At 69.7% G+C, this 20,092-nt stretch carries 23 protein-coding genes; 12 read left to right on the forward strand and 11 right to left on the reverse strand.

Features of this window, described 5'->3' with window-relative positions:
* The first annotated feature begins 97 nt into the window (after nucleotides 1-97).
* The 4 genes from ACLJRM_RS17450 (at nucleotide 98) to ACLJRM_RS17465 (ending at nucleotide 3,473) form a co-directional block, all read left to right on the forward strand.
* Nucleotides 98-1,348: a sensor histidine kinase gene (locus ACLJRM_RS17450; protein WP_410663604.1), complete on the forward strand. Its 1,251-nt coding sequence runs from the start codon at nucleotides 98-100 to the stop codon at nucleotides 1,346-1,348.
* Nucleotides 1,345-1,995: a response regulator gene (locus ACLJRM_RS17455; protein WP_410601056.1), complete on the forward strand. Its 651-nt coding sequence runs from the start codon at nucleotides 1,345-1,347 to the stop codon at nucleotides 1,993-1,995. The genes ACLJRM_RS17450 and ACLJRM_RS17455 overlap by 4 nt, the downstream gene beginning before the upstream one ends.
* Before the next feature lie 55 nt (nucleotides 1,996-2,050).
* Nucleotides 2,051-2,410 (forward strand): antibiotic biosynthesis monooxygenase, encoded by a 360-nt coding sequence (locus tag ACLJRM_RS17460; RefSeq protein ID WP_410663605.1) that lies wholly within the window; start codon nucleotides 2,051-2,053, stop codon nucleotides 2,408-2,410.
* 109 nt (nucleotides 2,411-2,519) lie between these two features.
* Nucleotides 2,520-3,473, forward strand: a complete 954-nt coding sequence (locus ACLJRM_RS17465) for an Acg family FMN-binding oxidoreductase (RefSeq protein ID WP_410663606.1) — start codon at nucleotides 2,520-2,522, stop codon at nucleotides 3,471-3,473.
* Nucleotides 3,474-3,482: 9 nt separating this feature from the next.
* On the opposite strand, the gene ACLJRM_RS17470 is transcribed toward ACLJRM_RS17465, so the two are convergent.
* The 5 genes from ACLJRM_RS17470 to ACLJRM_RS17490 all read right to left on the reverse strand — a co-directional run bounded on the left by ACLJRM_RS17470 (nucleotide 3,483) and on the right by ACLJRM_RS17490 (nucleotide 8,141).
* The gene (locus ACLJRM_RS17470) at nucleotides 3,483-4,805 is read right to left on the reverse strand and encodes a DJ-1/PfpI family protein (RefSeq protein WP_410663607.1); all 1,323 of its coding nucleotides are present in this window, start codon (nucleotides 4,803-4,805) and stop codon (nucleotides 3,483-3,485) included.
* A 2-nt stretch (nucleotides 4,806-4,807) separates the two neighbouring features.
* Nucleotides 4,808-5,206 (reverse strand): hypothetical protein, encoded by a 399-nt coding sequence (locus ACLJRM_RS17475; protein ID WP_101608091.1) that lies wholly within the window; start codon nucleotides 5,204-5,206, stop codon nucleotides 4,808-4,810.
* 97 nt (nucleotides 5,207-5,303) lie between these two features.
* Nucleotides 5,304-5,939, reverse strand: coding sequence for a response regulator (locus ACLJRM_RS17480; RefSeq protein WP_410663608.1), 636 nt, complete (start codon nucleotides 5,937-5,939; stop codon nucleotides 5,304-5,306).
* Nucleotides 5,936-7,039, reverse strand: coding sequence for a sensor histidine kinase (locus ACLJRM_RS17485; RefSeq protein WP_410663609.1), 1,104 nt, complete (start codon nucleotides 7,037-7,039; stop codon nucleotides 5,936-5,938). The genes ACLJRM_RS17480 and ACLJRM_RS17485 overlap by 4 nt, the downstream gene beginning before the upstream one ends.
* 103 nt (nucleotides 7,040-7,142) lie before the next feature.
* Nucleotides 7,143-8,141: a LacI family DNA-binding transcriptional regulator gene (locus ACLJRM_RS17490; protein ID WP_410663610.1), complete on the reverse strand. Its 999-nt coding sequence runs from the start codon at nucleotides 8,139-8,141 to the stop codon at nucleotides 7,143-7,145.
* A gap of 161 nt (nucleotides 8,142-8,302) precedes the next feature.
* On the opposite strand from ACLJRM_RS17490, the gene ACLJRM_RS17495 reads away from it, so the two are divergent.
* The 5 genes from ACLJRM_RS17495 to ACLJRM_RS17515 are packed head-to-tail and all read left to right on the forward strand — an operon-like array spanning nucleotide 8,303 to nucleotide 15,568.
* Complete coding sequence (locus ACLJRM_RS17495; RefSeq protein ID WP_101613213.1) at nucleotides 8,303-9,373, forward strand: ABC transporter substrate-binding protein; 1,071 nt, start codon at nucleotides 8,303-8,305, stop codon at nucleotides 9,371-9,373.
* Between the two features lie 2 nt (nucleotides 9,374-9,375).
* Nucleotides 9,376-10,851 (forward strand): sugar ABC transporter ATP-binding protein, encoded by a 1,476-nt coding sequence (locus ACLJRM_RS17500; protein WP_101608087.1) that lies wholly within the window; start codon nucleotides 9,376-9,378, stop codon nucleotides 10,849-10,851.
* Nucleotides 10,852-10,889: 38 nt separating this feature from the next.
* Complete coding sequence (locus ACLJRM_RS17505; protein ID WP_410601329.1) at nucleotides 10,890-11,846, forward strand: ABC transporter permease; 957 nt, start codon at nucleotides 10,890-10,892, stop codon at nucleotides 11,844-11,846.
* Nucleotides 11,843-12,835 carry an ABC transporter permease gene (locus ACLJRM_RS17510; protein ID WP_101608086.1) on the forward strand — a complete coding sequence of 331 codons (993 nt, stop codon included), beginning with the start codon at nucleotides 11,843-11,845 and terminating at the stop codon, nucleotides 12,833-12,835. The genes ACLJRM_RS17505 and ACLJRM_RS17510 overlap by 4 nt, the downstream gene beginning before the upstream one ends.
* Before the next feature lie 9 nt (nucleotides 12,836-12,844).
* Nucleotides 12,845-15,568: an AbfB domain-containing protein gene (locus ACLJRM_RS17515; RefSeq protein WP_410663611.1), complete on the forward strand. Its 2,724-nt coding sequence runs from the start codon at nucleotides 12,845-12,847 to the stop codon at nucleotides 15,566-15,568.
* Between the two features lie 29 nt (nucleotides 15,569-15,597).
* Here the strand turns inward: ACLJRM_RS17515 and ACLJRM_RS17520 are convergent, their stop codons facing one another.
* On the reverse strand, nucleotides 15,598-15,813 hold the full coding sequence (locus tag ACLJRM_RS17520; protein WP_410663612.1) for a hypothetical protein: 216 nt from the start codon (nucleotides 15,811-15,813) through the stop codon (nucleotides 15,598-15,600).
* A 7-nt stretch (nucleotides 15,814-15,820) separates the two neighbouring features.
* Between ACLJRM_RS17520 and ACLJRM_RS17525 the strand changes: the two genes are divergently transcribed.
* Both ACLJRM_RS17525 and ACLJRM_RS17530 read left to right on the forward strand, forming a co-directional pair.
* Complete coding sequence (locus tag ACLJRM_RS17525; protein WP_410663613.1) at nucleotides 15,821-16,102, forward strand: hypothetical protein; 282 nt, start codon at nucleotides 15,821-15,823, stop codon at nucleotides 16,100-16,102.
* Nucleotides 16,103-16,231: 129 nt separating this feature from the next.
* Entirely contained in the window at nucleotides 16,232-16,999 is a 768-nt protein-coding gene (locus ACLJRM_RS17530; protein ID WP_410663614.1) for a LysR family substrate-binding domain-containing protein, read from the forward strand.
* Here the strand turns inward: ACLJRM_RS17530 and ACLJRM_RS17535 are convergent.
* The 4 genes from ACLJRM_RS17535 to ACLJRM_RS17550 all read right to left on the reverse strand — a co-directional run bounded on the left by ACLJRM_RS17535 (nucleotide 16,996) and on the right by ACLJRM_RS17550 (nucleotide 19,136).
* Nucleotides 16,996-17,346 carry a DUF5997 family protein gene (locus ACLJRM_RS17535; RefSeq protein WP_101608083.1) on the reverse strand — a complete coding sequence of 117 codons (351 nt, stop codon included), beginning with the start codon at nucleotides 17,344-17,346 and terminating at the stop codon, nucleotides 16,996-16,998. The two genes, ACLJRM_RS17530 and ACLJRM_RS17535, sit on opposite strands and share 4 nt — an antisense overlap.
* A gap of 75 nt (nucleotides 17,347-17,421) precedes the next feature.
* A complete protein-coding gene (locus ACLJRM_RS17540; protein WP_199192999.1) occupies nucleotides 17,422-17,682 on the reverse strand; it encodes a PASTA domain-containing protein in 261 nt (86 codons plus the stop codon).
* 36 nt (nucleotides 17,683-17,718) lie between these two features.
* Complete coding sequence (locus ACLJRM_RS17545) at nucleotides 17,719-18,744, reverse strand: DUF1648 domain-containing protein (protein WP_410663615.1); 1,026 nt, start codon at nucleotides 18,742-18,744, stop codon at nucleotides 17,719-17,721.
* Nucleotides 18,741-19,136 (reverse strand): GntR family transcriptional regulator, encoded by a 396-nt coding sequence (locus ACLJRM_RS17550; RefSeq protein WP_101608080.1) that lies wholly within the window; start codon nucleotides 19,134-19,136, stop codon nucleotides 18,741-18,743. Before ACLJRM_RS17550 ends, ACLJRM_RS17545 begins: the two co-directional genes overlap by 4 nt.
* Nucleotides 19,137-19,207: 71 nt before the next feature.
* Between ACLJRM_RS17550 and ACLJRM_RS17555 the strand changes: the two genes are divergently transcribed.
* Complete coding sequence (locus ACLJRM_RS17555; RefSeq protein WP_101613211.1) at nucleotides 19,208-19,570, forward strand: hypothetical protein; 363 nt, start codon at nucleotides 19,208-19,210, stop codon at nucleotides 19,568-19,570.
* Here the strand turns inward: ACLJRM_RS17555 and ACLJRM_RS17560 are convergent.
* On the reverse strand, nucleotides 19,567-20,061 hold the full coding sequence (locus ACLJRM_RS17560; RefSeq protein WP_101608079.1) for a hypothetical protein: 495 nt from the start codon (nucleotides 20,059-20,061) through the stop codon (nucleotides 19,567-19,569). The genes ACLJRM_RS17555 and ACLJRM_RS17560 overlap by 4 nt on opposite strands.
* Nucleotides 20,062-20,092: the final 31 nt, after the last annotated feature.

A 20,092-nucleotide genomic window follows, 5' to 3' on the forward strand; every position in this document is an offset into this window, starting at 1 on the left:
GGGGTGCGGCACCTCGGTCCGCGGGGCAGACCCGATGGCCAGGTGGCCGCGAAGATCGTGGCCACTTGTCCGGTCCGTCCTTATCTACACTGCGAGGATGGCCGTGACGGTGGACCGCTGGATGCTGCCCGGCGAGCTCGCCCGCGCCGACGAGCCGGGGGAGTCGTCCGGCAGGCGCACGCCCCGTGACTGGGCCGTGGACATCACGATGTTCGCGATCGCGGCGCTGGTCTGGTTCCTCGAGTTCGAGTACTTCGTGCTCCCGAACGTGCTCGGACTGCCGCTTTGGGCGCAGGTGGGCGACGCGGTCGCGGGCGCGGTGATCTGCCTGGCGATCTGGTGGCGCCGGCGGTTCCCGGTCACGAGCGGCCTCCTCGCGGCGACGGCCGGGGCGCTGGCGAACACCGCGGCGGCGGCGATGATCCTGCTGCTGTTCTCCCTCGCGCTGCACCGGGGCTGGAAGCCGGCGGTCCCGATCACCTCGGTGGCGGTGCTGATCAGCGTCCCCTACATCCATTCGTTCTTTCCGGGTGCGGCCACCCAGCCGCTGCCGTGGCTCATCAGCCTGGTGCTCGGAGCGGCGCTCGTGGTGACGGCCGGGATCGGGGTGCGCGCCCGCCGTCAGGTCGTCCTCGCCCTGCGGATGCGCGCGGACGCCGAGCGGCGGGGGCACACACGCGAACTGGAGGAGAGCCGCCGGGCCGAGCGCCAGCGCATCGCGCGCGAGATGCACGACGTCCTCGCCCACCGGATCTCGCTGCTCGCGGTGCACGCCGGCGCGCTGGAGTACCGCACGGCCCAGGCGGAACGCGGCGCCGCGCCGGAACCGTCGGCGGCCGAGGTCCGCGACGTCGTGGCGGTCGTGCGGTCCAACGCCAACCAAGCGCTGGAAGAGCTGCGCGAGGTGCTCGACCTGCTGCGTCAGCAGCCCGACGGCGAAGACGGCCGTGAGGCGCCGCAGCCGACGGTGGCCAGGCTGCCCGCGCTCGTCGACGAAGCCCGGCTCAGCGGCCAACAGGTCCGGGCCGATTTCGCCGAAGGACTCGGAGACCTGCGGCCGCAGGTGCAGCGCACGATCTACCGGATCGTCCAAGAAGGACTGACGAACGCGCGCAAACACGCTCCCGGCGCGGTGGTCGACGTACGGGTGAGCGACGCCGTGGCGGGCGAAGTGCTGGTCCAGGTGGCCAACGCCGCGCCGATCGGCGTCACCACGAGCGAGATCCCCGGTGCCGGAGCGGGACTGACCGGTCTCGCCGAGCGGGTCGCGCTCCACGGCGGAGACCTGATCAGGGAGATCGCCGACGGGGAGTTCCGCATGCGGGCTCGGATACCGTGCGCGTCGTGATCAAGGTGCTCGTGGTCGACGACGACCCTCTCGTGCGCGGCGGACTCCGGCTGATGCTGGGCGGGGCGACCGACGTCGAGGTCGTCGGCGAGGCGGCCGACGGCGCCGACGTGACGGACGCCGTCTCCCGGCTGCGGCCGGACGTCGTGCTGATGGACGTCCGGATGCCGGTGCTCGACGGCATCGCCGCCACCGCCGCCCTCGGCAAGCGCACGGGGGAACCCGCGCCCGCCGTGGTCATGCTGACGACGTTCGACGCCGACGAGACGGTGCTCGCCGCGCTACGGGCCGGTGCGGCGGGGTTCCTGCTCAAGCACACCCCGCCGGAACGGATCGTCGACGCGGTCCGGCGCGCGGCGGCGGGGGAGCCGGTGCTGTCGCCGGAGGTCACCCGGACCGTGATCGCCATGGCGGCGAGACAGGGCCCGGACCGCGGTTCCGCGCGAACCCGGATGGAGCTGCTGACCGAACGGGAACGCGAAGTCGCGCACGCCGTCGCCGAGGGGCTGAACAACGCGGAAATCGCCGAGCGGCTGCATCTTTCGCGGTCCAGCATCAAGGCGACGATCTCCAGCGCGCTGACCCGGCTCGACCTGACCAACCGCATCCAGCTGGCGATCGTCGCCCATGAGGCAGGTCACTCTTGATCTCCACCTTGGTGGAGGGTGAATCCTGGGTTCACCAACGGATCAAGGAGTGAACATGAGCGAGGACAAGGGTTTCTACTCGATCATCGAGTACGCGGTCGACGGACCCGAGACCCAGGCGGCACTGGTGGACGCCTTTGCCGACATCCAGGACCGCTGGGTCCGGTTCTACCCGGGGTACGTCTCGGCGCGGTTCCACGCGAGCATCGACGGGACGCGGGTGTTCAACCTCGTCAGCTGGGCGAGCGAGGCGGACTACCAGCATTTCGAAGAGACGTCGGACACCGCGGGCCGTATCGAGGCCATCCAGGCGGCCCTCGACGGGCTGCCCGGCGAGGTGGAGTCGCGGGTGAGCGCGAACCCGCGCTACCGCGTCGTCCGGGAGACCGGCCCCGGACCTCGGGTGGACGCCTGATCGCGGCGGCCGGGAGGGCCGAAAGTCCCGGTCCGGAAAGGACCACGGCCACTCCCGGCGGCGCCTCCGGCGCGACAGGCTGAGGGACCCTCTCCGGCTAGGAGCCGCGATGATCCTCACTGAAGCACCGGTCGTCACCGCCGCGCTGGAGGCCGCCGTCCGGGCGCCGTCTCCCCACAACACGCAGCCCTGGCTCTTCGAGGTCGGGCAGGACGTCATCGGCGTCGTCCTCGACGAGGAGCGGGTTCTCAAGGTGTGCGACCCGGACCGGCGGGAGGCGCGGTTGTCCTGCGGTGCGGCGCTGATGAACCTCGAACTCGCGCTCGCCGTCGCCGGCCGGTCCTGCGACGTGGAGTTGCTCCCGTCGAAGAACCGGCCGGAACTGCTGGCCAGGGTCGAGGTCGGCGCTCGGCACCGGGCGACGGCGGCCGAGCAGCGGCTGGCGGCGTCGATCCGCGCGCGGTACAGCAACCGGCGGCCGTTCGCCTCGACCCCGGTCCCGGCCGGAGCCCGCCACGCGGTGTGTCAGGCGGCCCGCGAAGAGGGCGCGAAGCTGATCCTGCTCGACGAGATCGGTCTGCTGGAGGCCGTCGCGGGGCTGATCCGGCGAGCCGATCACCTGCAGACACTCGACGAAGGTTTCCAAACCGAACTCCGTGCGTGGACCAAGGGGAACGGCAGCCACGACGGCGTCCCGGCCTACGCGGGCGGGCCACGCCCCTCGGGCGGGCTGCTGCCGGTGCGGCATCACGGGGAGAGCGACCAGACCCGGGAATTCGAACGCGACCCCGTCGTCGCGGTGCTGACGACGCCGATCGACGGGCCGCTCGCCCAGGTCCGGGCCGGGCGGGCGATGCAGCGAGCACTGCTCACCGCGACGTCGCTCGGTCTCAGCGCGTCGTTCTACTCGCAGCCGATGGAAATCCCGGCCGCTCGCACCGTCCTGCGGTCGCTGCTCGGGGAGAACGAGCATCCGCAGGTCATTTTCCGGCTGGGCTATGGCTTTCCCGGCACCACCACGCCACGCCGCGGAGTCGAGGAGGTCACCAGGACCGGACCGTGAGCGCGTCCATCACGCGCGGCGGCGATAGAGGGCACGGATTCCGAAGGCCACGAGAAGCCCGAGGACGGCGAGCCCGAACGGCCGGAGCGTGACCGTCCACGGCCAGGCCACGCCGTCGAGCGCGAGGTGCGAAGACGGGTACTCGAGTGTCCTGGTCGTCCATCGCGTGGTCGCGGTGTCCGTGATGCGTGCCAGGTCTTCGAGCACCGCGTCGAACGGGAAACCCGGTTCGGCGTGCAGGTACACGGGGGAGAGCCCGGGATACCGGTCGGCGGCGTGACTCGCGGCGGCGCCGGCGCCGGGCACGATCAGCCGGTCGAGGTCGTCCGCCGCCGCGGTGCGCGGGGCGAAGGTCAGCCCGTGCCGGGACAGGATCGGCGCGCCGTCCACGCCGACGGCCGTCGTCTCGACCGCCAGCGACTCGCCGTAGGTGTCGAACACGGCGGCGAGTTCCAGTTCGCGGATCCCGGTGGTCAGCAGGACCCCCAGGTGCGGTTTGTCCCACCGGAAGGCGGTGTTGACTGCGACGACGGTGTCCGCGGCCTCGAAGGTGTTCTGTGTCATCGGTGTGCTCGAGCCGGGGGAGTAGTGGGCCCAGCCGACGGCTTCGGCCGCCTTCCGCGCGGTTTCGGGGCCGGCGATCCGCTCGGTGATCCGCAATGCCCCGTCGATCCCAGACAGGATCCCGGCCGTGGTCACGATGTTCCCGTCGTCGACGTAGCGTGTGCCGCGAATCCAGTCCACGGCGGGAAATTCTTCCTCGAAGCCACCGATGCGGAACCAGTGCGCGGTGGCGTGACGTCCGTCGAGGAGCCCGGCCGAGGCGAGCAGGCCCGAGCCGTTGCAGACACTCATGAGCAGGGCGCCCTTCGCCGACTGCTGCCGGAGCCAGTCGGTCACCGGCCGCGTGGTCGGCTCGCCGAGGTCCGGCAACGCGGGCACCACCACGACATCCGGGGCGGCGGACGACAACAGGCTGTCGAGCTCGGCGAAACTCAGGTCGGGGATCAGGTCGAGCCCGCCGGTCAAGGTGACCGGCCGGGCCAGCGGCGCGACGGTGTAGACGTTGAACGCGCCGGTCGTCGCCAGGACTTCGTACGGCGCGAGGGTGTCCGAGACGACGGCGCCTTCGTTCCCCACGACGACCACCGCTGTCGGCTTGGCGGGATCGTGCGCGCGGCGGACCGGTTGTGGCGTGGCACCATCGGTTCTTGGTGTGTAGCGGTTTTCGAAGCTGGCGCCGAGCGTGACACCGCCGAGCGTGAGCGGCAGGGCCAGCGCGGCGACGGTGAACGCGAGCACCGTCAGTGTGACGCGGAGGAAGGTGCGCATCGTCAGGCTCCGTACTCGGCGCGACGGCGGAGCATGGCGGCGAGCATCGCGGGCACCATCAGCACGTGCCCGGCCGTCATCAAGGTCCCTCCGGAGACCAGGCCGGTCCAGAAGAAGGGCAGGAAGAGGACGTAGGGCAGGTACATCGCGGCCGACATCTCCGCGATCGAAGCCCAGCCGTGGCGCCGGATCCGCATCCACAACGCCATGCCCAACGACATGTTCGTCGCCATCACCAGCGCGCTCGCGGTCACGTTCTTCGCCAGGTCCGGCCACAGGAACGACCAGACCGGTTCGAGGACGATCATCCCGGCCACCATCGCGAGCAGCATCTCCACGGCGTGGCGGGTGAAGTGCAGGACGGCCCGGTTACGGGTCTGCGGTTCTGTCGTGTGCTTCATTTCGGCTCCCTCGGTCGGTGCGACGGGAGCAATGTTCGGGCGCGGCGGGGCATATCGGCAGGTGCCGGAAGTCATGTACGAGGTCATGTGACCCCGGTCAGAACAGGCCGAGTTCCCTCGCGCGCAGCGCCGCCTGGGTCCGGTCCCGCACCTGGAGCTTGGCGAGCACGCTCGTCACCAGGTTCTTCACCGTGCCTTCGGCGAGGAACAGCGTCCTGGCGATCTCCCGGTTGCTGCGGCCGTCCGCCAGAAGCCGGACCACTTCCAGTTCGCGCTCCGAAAGCGGGCTCTCCCGGGGCGGGCCGGCGGGCAGCTGGGCCACTTTGGCGACGAGTTTCGCCGCCACCGACGGCTGAAGGACCGACTCGCCCCGCTTGGCCGCGACCAGCGCCTCGACCAGCCGCGCCGATGAGACATCCTTGAGCAGATAGCCGACGGCACCCGCCCGCAACGCGGCGAAGACGTCCTCGTCGTCGTCGAACGTGGTCAGCGCCAGCACGCGAACGCCGGGTTGCTCGGCCCGCAACCGGGCGGTGGCCGCGATCCCGTCCAGCACCGGCATCCGCAGATCCATCAGCGCGACGTCGGGACACAGTTCGGCGCAGAGCCGGACGGCCTGCTCGCCGTCACCCGCCTCGCCGACGACCTCGATCTCGGGCTGAACCTCCAGCAGGGTCGCCAGCGCCTCGCGGAACAACGCCTGATCGTCGACGAGCAGCACGCGGACGCTCATCCCGGCACCTCGACGGTGAGCGTCAAACCGTGCCCTTCCGCGGAGTCGACCGACACCCGGCCGCCGAGCCCGGCGACCCGCTCGCGGAGCCCGAGAAGCCCGAAACCCTTGTCCGGCGGGGAATCCCCGGTCAGCCCGAGGCCGTCGTCGCGGACTTCGAGCCGGACCCGATCGGCGACGCCGTAGTCGAGCACCACGGTCGCGGCCTTGGCCCGCGCGTGCTTGCGCACGTTGGTCAGTCCCTCCTGGGCCGCCCGGAACAGCGACTCCTCCACCTCGGCGCGAGTGTCCCTCGCCGTCCCCTTGACCTCGAACCCGGTCGGCACGCCCGCCGCCGACGCCTCGCCCGCCAAGGCGCGCAACACGTCCGGGAGCGGTTCCGAACGAGGCTCTCGCAACGCAGACACCGACCGGCGGACCTCCGCCAGCGCCTCACGCGACTGGTCCTGTGCCTTGGCGAGCATCCCGTCGGCTCGTTCCGTGTCGCCGGTGCCGATCACCGCACGGGCGGCCTGCAGCATCATCTGCACGACCGTCAGATGATGGCCGAGTCCGTCGTGGATGTCGCGCGCGACCCGGTTGCGTTCCTGGGTCGTCGCGAGCTGCTCGGCTTGGGCGGCGTAGTCGCGAAGCCGTTCGTGCGCCTCGGCCAGCTCCTCCCGCGCCCGCTTCTCCCGGACGATCAACTCGGTCACCACCGCGGCGAACACCATGACCGCCAGCGTCCCGAGCCCCTCGCGGAGTCCGTCCAACGGCGACATCGGCAGGTGGATCAACGGGATCAGCACCGCGACCCCGAACGCCACGGGCAACGGCAGCAGCAAGACGGTGTGGCAGACGAGGACCACGAGAAGCAGAACCGACCCGACAGCGGCACCCGAAAGCGAGAACAGTGTGAAGCCGAGCGGTAACTGAACGCAGACATACGCGATCGCGAGGGCACGCCCGCGTTTCTGGACCCAGGGGAACCCGGCGATCGCGATCGCCGCGTAGACCAGCCCGACGACGAGCGTCGGCAGCACGAGCGTCTCGTAGTTGGCCGAGCCGAGGGGCAACGTCACGTACGCGACGAGGGTCAGCACGGCAAGGGCCCGGTTCACGGACCCACCATAAGCGCAAGTCGTCCTCTGGTTGCGGTACTTCGCACGTGCAAGGACCGCAACCAGAGGACGACTTGCGGTAGGAACGCGGAGCGAAGCGGAGTCAGGCGATGGTGCTGTTCCGGATCTCCAGCGAGAAAGGTGTCTGGACGTCCTCGGGTTCGAGGTCGCTCCCGCCCGCGATGCGCCGCCGCAGCAGATCGACCGCGGCCCGCGCGATCGCCGCCTTGTCCGGGGCGATCGTCGTCAGCGAGGGCAGGCTGTACGCGCTCTCCTCGTTGTTGTCGAAGCCGACGATCGCCATGTCCGACGGCACCCGCACCCCGCGCTCGGCCGCGGCGCGAAGGGCGCCGATGGCCAGAAGGTCGTTGAAGCAGAAGACCGCGTCGGGCGGTTCCGGCAGCGCGAGGAGATGCGCCATCGCCTCGGCGCCGTTGGCGCGGTGGTAGCGCAACGCAGGCAGGACCAGTTCCGGTATCGGCGCGATTCCCGCCTCCTCGAGCGCGAAGTGGTAGCCCTCCAGCCGTTGCGCGGCGGTGTGGCGCTGCGGATGCGCGCCGATCGCGGCGATCCGGCGGCGGCCGAGTGAGACCAGGTGGCGTACCGCGATCCGGGCGGCCTGGACGTTGTCGATGCCGACGTGGTCTATCGGGACGTCGACGACGTGCTCGCCGAGCATCACCAGCGGCACACCCGGCGCCAGGTCCTCGAAGTCGTTGGTGTGCAACGCTTCCGGGCTGATGATCGCGCCGTCGATCAGATGCGGTCCCAGCGCGGACAGCGCGTTGCGCTCCCGCTCCCGGGTGCCGAGGGTCTGTTCGATGAGCACGTTCCACTCGTGCTCCTGCGCCGCTTGCAGCACCAGGCCCGCCAGTTCGCCGAAGTACGGGATGCTGAGTTCGGGCAGCATCAGCCCGAGGAACCCGGTGCGCCCCCGGCGGAGGTTGCGGGCGCCCAGGTTCGGCCGGTAGCCGGTCGACGCCAGGGCCTCCTCGACGCGCTTGCGGTTCTCCGGTTTCACGAAGTCGTAGCCGTTGACCACGTTCGAGACGGTCTTGACCGAGACGCCCGCAAGCTTGGCGACGTCCTTGAGCGTGGCCACCCTCGCTCCCCTCTGCAGTGCTCCGGCACAGATCCGGCACAGCCTAACCGCGCGAACGGCGGATTTACAACGTTGTACCAACGATGTAAATCTGGCATCGTCCTTACGAGTGACATGGGTCACCGCAGGCCCGTGTGCTCGACTTCCCCGAGGAGCGATCGATGTCCCTGCCCATCCGCCGCACCCTGCTCCTGGTGACCGGCCTCGCGCTCGCGCTGACGGCCTGCACCAGCCGCGAGACCCAGCAATCCGCCCCGTCGGGGGCGGGACCGGCCGCTTCCGCGGCGCCGAGCCAGGCCGCGACCGGGCCGGGATGCGCCCGCGAGAAGACCGGCTACCCGCAGGTGGACGTGAAGAACGCGGTCATCGGCTTCTCCCAGTCGGAGAAGGAGGCGAACCCGTTCCGGATCGCCGAGACGCAGTCCATCAAGGACGAAGCGACGAAACTCGGTGTCCCGGCGGACAAACTGCTGGTCACCAACGCGCAGAGCGATCTCAACAAACAGGTCAGCGACATCAAGTCGTTGCTGGACAGGGGAGCGCAACTGCTCATCGTGGCGCCGCTGAACTCCGACGGCCTGCAGCCCGCGCTGGACGCGGCGAAGGCCAAGAAGGTCCCGGTCATCACGATCGACCGCAAGGTGACTTCGCAGCCGTGCTCCGACTACCTGACCTTCATCGGCTCGAACTTCGTCGAGCAGGGCAAGCGCGCTGCGCAGGAGATGGTGAAGGCCACCGGCGGCACCGGCAAGGTCGCGATCCTGCTCGGTGCCTCGGGCAACAACGTGACCACCGACCGCACCAAGGGCTTCAAGGACGAGATCGCCGCGACGCCGGGCGTCTCGATCGTCGCCGAGCAGACCGGTGAATTCGACCGCTCCAAGGGGCAGACGGTCATGGAGCAGCTGATCCAGAGCAACCCCGAGATCACCGCCGTCTACGCCGAAAACGACGAGATGGGCATCGGCGCGGTCACCGCGCTCAAGGCCGCTGGCAAGACTCCGGGCAAGGACGTCAAGATCGTCTCGATCGACGGCACCCGCAACGCCGTCCAGCTCATCGCCGACGGCAGCTACAACGCGGTGATCGAGTCCAACCCGCGCTTCGGTCCGCTCGCCTTCTCGACGCTGCAGGACTTCGCCGCCGGCAAGGAGATCCCGCCGACCGTGGTGATCTCCGACGACCAGTACGACTCGGCGAACGCCGCGCAGAAGCTCGGGAACGCGTACTGACGATGGAACCGGTTCTCGAGGTCGAAGGCGTGACGAAGACGTTCGCCGGGGTGCGCGCGCTCGACGACGTGTCGTTCGCGCTGCGGCCGGGCGAGGTGCACGCGCTGGTGGGCGAGAACGGCGCCGGCAAGTCGACGCTGATCAAGGTGCTCACCGGCGTGCACCGGCCGGATTCCGGAACGATCCACGCGCGGGGCGCGATCTCCACCATCTACCAGGAGGTCAACCTCATCCCGCTGATGAGCGTGGCGAGCAACGTGTACCTCGGCCGCGAGCCGAGGAAACGGTTCGGGCTCGTCGACTGGGCGCGGATGAACGCCGACGCGGCGGCCCTGCTGGCGGACTACGGCATCGACGCCGACGTCCGCCGTCCACTCGGGACACTCGGCGTCGGCGCCCAGCAGATGGTCGCGCTCGCCCGCGCGGTCTCCGTCGACGCCGACGTGGTGATCATGGACGAGCCGACGTCCTCTTTGGAGCCGCGTGAGGTCGAGACGCTGTTCGAGGTCATCGGCAGACTGCACGAGCGCGGGATCGCGATCGTGTACGTCAGTCACCGGATGGACGAGCTGTACCGGATCTGCGAACGCGTGACGGTGCTGCGGGACGGCAAGCGGGTCCACACCGGACCGCTCGCCGACCTGCCGAGGCTGGAACTGGTGTCGATGATGCTGGGCCGCAGTGTCGGCGACATCCGGTCGCACGGTGCGACGGCCTTCGAGGGCGACCACGAGGCGGGCAGGGAACCGATCCTGCGCGCGGAAAACCTCACCAGCGGCAACCGGCTGAGCGGGGTCTCGGTGGAGATCAAACCCGGCGAGATCGTCGGGCTGGCCGGGCTGCTCGGCTCCGGCCGGACCGAGACCGCGCGGGCGATCGTCGGTGACCTGCCGCTGTCCGGTGGCACCGTCCTCGTCGGCGGAAAGCAGGTCCCGCCGGGGAACGTGGCGGCCGCGATGCGCGCGGGCGTCAGCATGCTCGCCGAAGACCGCAAGACCGAGGGGATCATTCCCCATCTTTCGGTGCGGGAGAACATCGTGCTCGCCGCGTTGCCGAAGCTGTCCCGCTTCGGCCTGGTCAGCCGTGCCCGGCAGGACCGGATCGTCGACACGTTCGTGAAACGGCTGCGTATCAAGGTGTCCAGCCCTGATCAGAAGGTCTCCGAGCTCTCCGGCGGCAACCAGCAGAAGGTGCTGCTGGCGCGCTGGCTGTGCACCGAGCCGAAAGTGCTGCTGCTCGACGAGCCGACCCGGGGCATCGACGTCGGCGCGAAGGCGGAGGTGCAGGCGTTGATCGACGAACTCGCCAAGGACGGGCTCGCCGTCCTGCTGATCTCCTCGGAGATGGAGGAACTCCTCGACGGCGCAGACAGGCTGGTCGTGCTCAAGGACGGCGCGGTCGTCGGGGAGCTGGCGGGGGAGCAGCTGACCCAGGACCACGTGCTGGCCGCGATCGCATCGGGCGGGGAAACGGAATGACCAGCACCCAGCAGAGAACCGAGGACCCGGGGAACACCATGACGGACACGGCGAAAACGGTGGACCGGACCCGGGTGGCGCGCTGGCTGCAGGAGTACGGCGTGTACGTCGCCGTCGTCGCGCTGGTCCTGTTCAACATCGCGTTCACGGCGAACTTCCTGACCGTGGGCAACTTCCGCACCCAGCTCATCCAGGCGGCACCGGTGCTGGTGGTCGCGCTCGGGATGGCGCTGGTGATCGGCACCGAGGGCGTCGACCTTTCGGTGGGGGCGGTGATGGCGCTGTCGGCCGCGCTCATCCCGCTCTACCTCGGAGCCGGGACGCTGCCCGCGGTCGCCATCGCGCTCGCGGCGGGACTGGCGGCGGGGGCGCTCAACGGCGTCCTCGTGGCCAAAGTCGGGATCCAGCCGATCGTGGCGACACTGGCCTTACTGGTCGGCGGGCGCGGTCTCGCGCTGGTGCTCGCCGACGGTCAGCTCGTCCAGCTGCACGATCCGGCGTTCCTGGCATTGGGTACCGGCGAGGTGCTCGGGATCCCGGTGAGCGTCCTCATCGCGGCCGTGCTGGCCGTCCTGATGGCGGCGCTGGTCGGGAAGACGGCGTTCGGCAGGCGGCTGGTCGCGATCGGCGGCAACCGCCGGGCGAGTGTGCTGGCCGGACTGCCGGTCAACCGCGTCCTCATCGGCGTCTACGCGATCTGCGGGCTGCTCGCCGCGCTGGCCGGGGTGCTCTCCACCGCCCGGCTCGGCGCCGGCGACCCCGCGGACGCCGGGTTGCTGATGGAACTGTCCGCGATCACCGCGGTCGTGGTCGGCGGCACCCCGCTGACCGGCGGACGCGTCCGCATCCTCGGCACGGTGATGGGTGTGCTGCTCATGCAGCTCGTCCGCGCCACGCTCATCAAGCACAACCTGCCGGATTCCACCGCGCAGATGATCCAGGCCGCGATCATCGTCGGCGCGGTGTACGTCGCACGCGAACGGAGCAGCCGATGACCGCGGCGCCCACCTTGGCCGGACAGGACTCCACGCGGCGCGAGCTGATGACCGGCGTGCTGCAGAAACAGGGCGCGGCGATCGCGCTGGTGCTGATGGTCGCGGTGGCGTGGCTGCTGTTCCCGCGGTTCGGCAGCCTGGACAACCTGCGCGACATCGCGTTGCAGAGTTCGTTCCTCGCGATCATCGCGCTCGGGATGACGTTCGTGATCATCACCGGCGGGATCGACCTGTCGGTCGGTTCGGTCTACGCCCTGGGCGGGGTGCTCGCGGCCTACGGGGCGCAATGGGGATTCCTCGTCGCGCTGCTGCTCCCGCTGGCGGTGTGCGGGCTGATCGGGCTGATCAACGGGCTTCTCGTCGCGAAGACCGGGATGGCGCCGTTCATCGTCACGCTGGCGACCTTGCTCTTCGCGCGTGGCCTGCTGCTCGCGATCACGTCCGAAGGCGCGACGACGTACAAGATCCCCGAGGGCGAGGTGTTCGTCGAACTCGGACGCGGCACGCTCTTCGGTTTCGGCTATCCGGTGTTCATCGCGGCGGCCCTGTGCCTGATCGGCGGGCTCGTGCTGCGCCGGACCCGGTTCGGGCAGTCGGTGTTCGCCACCGGCGGCTCGGAGCAGTCCGCGAAGCTGATGGGACTGCCGGTCGCGCGCACGAAGGTCACCGTCTACGTCATGAGCGGTGTCCTCTCCGGGCTCGCGGGCGCGCTCACCGCGGCTTATCTGCAGTCCGGCGTCACCGTGATCGGGGTCGGCCTCGAACTGGACGCCATCTCCGTCGTCGTCATCGGGGGCACCCTGCTGACCGGCGGGATGGGCACGATTCTCGGAACGGTCATCGGCGTGGGCATCCGAACGGTCATCCAGAACGTCATCAACCAGATAGGAACTCTCGACAGCAACTACCAATCGGTGGTCAGCGGCGCGTTCCTGCTGGTGGTCGTTGTGCTGCAGCGGTCGCTGGCCCGCACGACCACCCGGAGATAGGGAGATCGCATGCACCGAAGAACCGCACGCGCCCTGAGCGTCGTGGCCGGTCTGCTGGCCGCCGCGACGACACTCGTCCCCGTCGCCCAAGCCGCCCCCGTCCCGCTCCCGACCCCGTGGACGAGCCAGGTCTCGCCGTCGAACGCGCTGCCCGAGTACCCGCGCCCGCAACTGGTGCGGTCGGAATGGCTCAATCTCAACGGGACCTGGGGCTTCGCCGGTGCGCCGAACCTGAACTCGCCGCCGATCGGCAGGCCGCTGAGCGAGAACGTCCTGGTGCCTTACCCGATCGAGTCGATGCTTTCGGGGATCAAACGGCACGAAGACAACATGTTCTACCGTCGCACCTTCACCGTTCCGTCCACTTGGGACGGTCGGAGGGTGAAGCTCAATTTCGGCGCCGTCACCTGGGAGACCAGGGTGTGGGTCAACGGGACGTCGATCGGGAGCCACACCGGCGGTTTCGACGCCTTCTCGTTCGACATCACCCCGGCGCTCAAGGCGGGGGAGAACGAGATCGTCGTCGGCGTCGCGTCGCCGGTCGACGGCAGCCGCTATCCGGTCGGGAAGCAGCGCAAGACGCCCAGCGGCATCTTCTACACGGCGGCGTCGGGGATCTGGCAGACCGTGTGGCTGGAACCGGTCCGCGCCGAGCACATCACCCGGCTCGACACCACGCCCGACGTCCCCGGTGGCGCGCTCGACCTCGTCGTCCAGGGCACACCCGGGCAGCAGGCGACCGCCGAAGTGCTTTCGGGCGGCCAAGTGGTCGGTACCGCGACCGGCGCCGTCGGGTCCCACCTCCGTGTCCCGGTCCCGAACGCGCGCCTGTGGTCACCCGACGATTCGTTCCTCTACGACCTGCGCGTGCGGCTGCCCGGAGGTGACGCCGTCACCGGGTACTTCGGCATGCGGTCACTGGGCAAGGCGATGGTCGGCGGCGTGATGCGGCCGCTGCTCAACGGGAAGTTCGTCTTCCAGCTGGGCACCTTGGACCAGGGCTACTGGCCGGACGGCATCTACACCGCGCCGACGGACGAGGCGCTGCGGTTCGACCTCGAACGCCAGAAGGCCTTGGGCTTCAACATGGTCCGCAAGCACATCAAGGTCGAGCCCGCGCGGTGGTTCTATCACGCCGACAGGCTCGGGCTGATGGTCTGGCAGGACATGCCGTCGCTCGACTCGATCGACGAGGTTCCCAACGGGCACACGAACTTCGAGTCCGAGCTGCGGCGCATGATCGAGCAGCACAAGAGCATCACGTCGATCGTGCAGTGGGTGCCGTTCAACGAGGGCTGGGGCGAGTACGACGCAGGGCGCATCGTCGACCTGGTCCGCTCGATCGACAACACGCGGCTGATCAACCACAACTCGGGTTCCAACTGCTGCGTGTCGGATCCGGACCCGGGCAACGGGGACGTGATCGACGACCACGCCTACCAGGTCTCCACCGGCACGAGGCAACCCGACGCGAGACGGGTCGCGGTGCTGGGGGAGTACGGCGGCCTCGGCAGACGCGTCGCCGGGCACGAATGGGAACCCGGCAAGGGTTTCGCGTACGGCGCGCTGTATCCCGACGAGACGTCGCTGACGAACCGGTACGTGGAGATCACGAAGCAGGTCGGACGGTTCGTGCACGGCCGCGGGCTTTCCGCGTCGGTGTACACCGAGCCGTACGACGTCGAGAACGAGGTCAACGGCTTCTACACCTACGACCGCCGGGTCCTGAAAATGACCGAGGCGCGGGTGCGCGAGATCAACCAGAAGGTGCTCGCCATCGCCAAGGGCACCGAGGTGGGCCGGGGCGAGCCGGTTTCGCTGAGGGTGACCACGGCCGGGTACACCGACCGGTACCTGCGGCACCAGAACGACTTCGTGCGCACCGACGTCCTCGGCGAAGGCAGCGCGGATGCCGCCAAGAAGGACGCGACGTTCTGGGTACGGCAAGGGCTGGCCGACGCTTCGTGCCTGTCGTTCGAGTCGCGGAACTACCCCGGTCAGTTCCTGCGGCACGCGTCGTCGCGGATCCGCAAGGACGCGAACGACGGTTCGGCCTTGTTCGCCGCGGACGCGACCTTCTGCGCGAGGGAAGGCGCCGGCGGAACGGCGCTCGAGTCGTTCAACCAGCGCGGCGCCTTCATCCGCCACTACGCCGAGACCGTTTATCTCGCGCGCAGCGGCGGGGCGAACCCGTGGGACACGCCGTCGGGTTTCGCGGCGGACACGACCTGGGCGGCCTCGGTCCCGCTCTGGCGTAGTGGCGCCGACCTGCCGCTGGATCAGGCACGGTCGTTCAAGGTGACGACACCGGGCTTCACCGACCGGTTCCTGCGGCACCGTGACGGCCTCGCGCGGACGGACGTCGTCAACGGCTCCAGCCCCGCACTGCTGAAGGCGGACGCGACGTTCTTCGTGCGGCGCGGGCTCGCGGATCCGTCGTGCTACTCGCTGGAGGCGCGCAACTATCCGGGCCAGTTCCTCCGGCACGCGGACTTCCGGGTGCGGCTCGGCGGGAACGACAACACCGACCTGTTCCGGAAGGACGCCACGTTCTGCGCCCAGCCCGGGGCCGGTGGCGTGCGGCTCGCGTCGGTGAACGAACTCGGCACGAACATGCGGCACTACGTCGAGGAGGTCTTCGTCGCCGCCAGCGGCGGTGGCCACCCGTTCGACAACCCGGTCTCGTACGACCAGGACGTCACCTGGGCGGTCTCGGCGGCTTGGGCTCCGTAGGAGGCTCGCAGGTCAGTGGCCCCAATGCCTCATTCGAGACGCTCAGCGACCCAAATGAGGCATTGGGGACACCAGCTCGGTCTGCCCCCGCCCGCGTTCTGCGCGTTCATGTTGACGCCCAAGGTGGACTCGTCGGACTCGATGGTCTTCGACCACTTCTTGCCTTTCACGTCCGTTTCCTGGGAGATGTTGAAACCGGGCTTCAGGTACGTGACGGACGAGATGCCCGCCCCGGTGGTGGTCACGCTGTAGGTGATCTTCCGTGCGGCCGCCCTTTCCGCTTCCCGGCGAGCCGACTCGGCCTCGGACGACTTCTGCGCGGCTTCCGAAGCAGCCGACGACCGGCTGGCCGATTCGGCGAACGAACGTGAAACGGACCCGCGGGCGGCCTCCGCCGCGGAACTCACCGACGCGGCGACGGCGGGATCGGTGGTGGTGATGGTAGGTGCGCTGGTCAGCGCCGCACTGCCGGTCCGGGTGGCTCCGGGGGTGCCCCCCGCGGACGCACTCGATCACTCGTCGCGCCCGCTATGACGACGGTTACCTCGATCAGCGAGAACAGGCTGAAAGACCCCAGAATCATTTGTCGCTCTAGGGCCGAAGGACTCAGGTGACCGCTGGTCCCCGGCTTCCTCTCTCGATACTCCCGGTAACCTTGCCCCCATGACCGGCCCGGACACCCCCGCCCCCTTCAAACTCGCGTACGTCCCCGGTGTGACGCCCTCGAAGTGGGTCCGGATCTGGAACGAGCGGTCGCCCGGCGTCCCACTGGAGCTCGTCCAGACGGCGGCCGCCGACGCCGCCGCGCTGGTCCGTGCTCGCGACGTGGACGCCGTCCTGCTGAGGCTCCCGATCGATCGTGAGGGCCTGCACGCGATCCCGCTCTACACCGAGACGACCGTGGTGGTCGTCCCCAAGGATCACCTGGTCGCCGCCGCGGACGAGGTCTCCGTCGACGACATCGCCGACGACGTCGTCCTGCATCCGCTCGACGACACGCTGGACTGGGACCGGCCGCCCGGGAAACCCGCGCTGGAGCGCCCGGCCACCACGGCGGACGCCATCGAACTGGTCGCCGCCGGTGTCGGGCTCCTGCTCGTCCCGCAGTCCCTCGCGCGGCTGCACCACCGCCGTGATCTGACCTTCCGTCCGATCTCCGGAGCGCCGGAGTCCGGTGTCGCGCTGTCCTGGCCGGAGGACGAGACCACCGATCTGATGGAGCAGTTCATCGGGATCGTCCGCGGCCGGACCGTCAACAGCACCCGGGGACGGCAGCAGGCGCCGGAGAAGCAGGTCCAGGAGAAGGCTCAGGAGAAGAAGAACGCCCCGCCGAAGAGCAAGCGCCCCCAGCCCGGCGGCCGGAAGCCGCAGGGCGGGCAGCGCGGTGCTCCCCAGGGCGGGAAGCGCGGAAAGCCTCGCCGCCGGGGCTAGCTTTCGGTGCGGGTGGCCTTCACCCGGGCCTCTTCCTTGCGGACCTCGGCCTGGGTCTCGCGCTCCCGCTTCAGCCAGTCGGGGTCTTCGGTCTTGACCGCGTCGATCTGTTCGGTGGTGAGCGCGCCGGTGATCCCGCCTCGCGCCAGGCCGCTGATGGAGATGCCCAGCTTGGCCGCGATGACCGGACGCGGGTGCGGCCCGTTGCGGCGCAGGTCCCGCAGCCACTCGGGCGGTTCGGCCTGCAGCGCGTTCAGTTCGTCGCGGGAGACGACACCCTCCTGGAACTCGGCCGGAGTGGCTTCGAGGTACACACCCAGCTTCTTCGCCGCTGTCGCGGGCTTCATGGTTTGAGGGGTCTTGTGCGACGTCATTGCCTCAGGGTAACGAGCGGCCCGGGCTCCTCTGATCACACCCGGTGATCAGCCCTCCGACTGGTCTTCGAGCAGGTTCGGCAGCGGACGGCGGGGCTCGCGGACACCTGCGGGGTCTCCGCCGCCGGTGATCCAGACGGTCACCACACCCCACCGCGGCAGCCGCGTTCCCGGCGCGGGTACCTGCGCGGCGACCAGGCCGTTCAGGAGGGGGTGAGGGCTGTCGGGATCGGGGCCTTGCAGCGTCAAGCCCGCGTCATGCCCGGTCAGCCAGGCGTCGAGCGCCTGCCTCCCCACGAAATCCGGCACGACGGCCATCGTCCTTCACCCGCGACCAGAATACCGTCAAGCACCCTTGGCCGGGAGGGTCACGACACCGGTTCCGGCGAGTACCCCGGCCACGGCGACCGCGGCGAGGACCAGCCAGGCGATCGGATGCCCCAGGTTGAGCGTCCAGTAGGTCCCGACCCGCCGGTGCACCAGCAGCGCCGGGTCGTTCCGGTTCAGGTAGACCATTCCGGCCGCGTGCCAGAAGCGGTCGTCGTCGCGTTGCTCGTACGGGGTCTCCGCTTCGTCGCCGGTGGGCGACAGCCGGTACCCGGCGTCGCCCGCCCGGACGGAGAAGGCGAGCCACGCGACGAAAGCGGCGACGAGGGGGAGGTAGGCCACGATCGTGACCGGCACGCTCGTTTCGACGACCTCCCACAGCTGGAGCGAAACCACGAGCAGGGTCGCGTTGACGCAACCGGCGGAGACCAGCAGCAGGCTGAGGACGCCGTGCAGGTACTCCCGATACCGCGACGCCGAAACCGACGGCCGCGCGGCGTCGATCTCGGGGCGGGCACGGGGGATCGCGACCGCCAGGAGCGAGATCAGCACGACGGTCAGGACCTGCGCGAACACCGTCGAGAAGGCCGCCGTGTCCTGGAACAGGCCGATGGCCGCCGTGACGATGGCCAGCAACCCCGCCGGCACCAGGAGGATCCACTGTGGACGGACGGGGTCCGACCGCAATGAGGTGTCGGCGGCGACGGCCTGCCGTGTCCCGGCGTACCAGGCGCCTTCCCGTTTCGCGGCGACGATCGAACGATGCGCCAGCGCGCCGAGCAGCGAACAGGCCACGACGAGACCGATCAGGACGACGTCCGGCGCGAGCCAGGCGAAGAGCACCGCCGCGATGGCGAGGAGGGCCGCCGCCACGATTCCCTGGTTGTAGCGGCGGCGAACGAGGACGATGACGGGTTCTCCGGTGCGCCCGGCCGGGATCCGGACGCCGAATGGGAGCGTCGGGCGCGCCAGCGCGGGCGCCGACCGGAAGACGGCCGCGGTGAACGCGATCAGGGCCAGGTTCAGCCAAATCGGGCTGGTCATCGCCGCGTGCTCACCGCGAAGGAGTCCAGCACGGTCTCGCACCGGCCCGTCACCTCGCGCGGACCCAGGCCGAGCGCGACGGCCTCGGCGAGCAGGGTGCGCAGCCGCTCCTGCCACTCGTCCGCGTAGCCGTCTTCCGCCGGTCCGGAGGCCGCGTCCCGCCGGACGACGGCGCCGGTCTTGCGGTTGATCCGGATGAATCCCTGCGTCCGCAGCAGGTCGTAGGCCTTGTTGACGGTGTGGAAGTTGATCCCGAGGTCGGCGCCGAGTTGCCGGGTCGAGGGCAGGCTGGTGCCCTCGACCAGCACGCCGTCGGCGACGGCTTCGACGATCCGGTCGCGGATCTGCTGGTAGATCGGCACCTCGCTGTCGAGGTCGAGAGTCAGCAACACCCGCCCAGGATATCTGCTATACACTTGCTATAACAACTAGATCAGCTAGCTACCGGTGGAAGGTGGTCGTGATGGCGAAGATGGACATCGCCGAGGGCGGAGTGCGAGTGAGGTTCTCGGCCTGGGAGCGGTTGGCCGTATGGCGCGAAAAAGTGGTCGTCCCGCTGGCGGCGATCAAGGCCGTCGAGCGCGTCGAAGAGCCGGTGGGGCGAGCGCGCGGGGGACGGGCCGGGGTGCTGGTCAGCGGCGTGCTGAAGGTGGGTTACTGGGGGCTGGGGACGGGCGTTCGTCAGCTGGTGTCGGTCCGCAGGGGCGTGCCGGCGCTGCGGGTCGAGGTCGATCGCGCGGTCGCCGGGCTCCCCTTCGACGAGGTGCTCGTCAGCGTGCCGAACGCGGCGGAACTCGCCGCCGCGCTCGCGCCGAGCAACGCCTAGAGGTAGTCGAAGAACCGGTCCCACCACGACGGCGGCCGGTCCGGCGGGTAGAGGGCGTCGAAGCCGCTGATCCCGGTGTACTTGGTCCACAGCGGATGTTCGGAGACGGGCAGGTAGCCGAGTGCTTCCAGCTCGTCTTCGACCCGTTTTCGATCCCGCGCCGGGAAGAACTCGAATTCCTCGTCCTCGTCGTAACTGCCCGGATTTCCCAGGGTCACCGCGGCCAGGCCGCCGAAATTGCTGATCGTGACCGTCAGGTGGTCCGGCGCGGGCGTCGCGCTCGCCGGGATCTCGATCCTGCCGAGATGGCTGGCGTCCTGGACATGACGATCGACTTCGCAGACGCAGTCGAATGCCCGCCCGAGTTGCTCGGCCAGCCGCTCGAATCGGGCGCGCGCGGCAGGCCCGTCGAAGTCGTGCGGCACTTCCCAGTGGCCGGGTTCGTCCAGCTCTCGCAGCATCGCCCAGGTCTGCTGTTCGTCGAGGGGCATCGTCGCCTCCCGGCCTCGGGTGGTCTAGTCC

It is taken from the genome of Amycolatopsis sp. lyj-84 (genome assembly GCF_046549075.1).
GTDB lineage: Bacteria > Actinomycetota > Actinomycetes > Mycobacteriales > Pseudonocardiaceae > Amycolatopsis.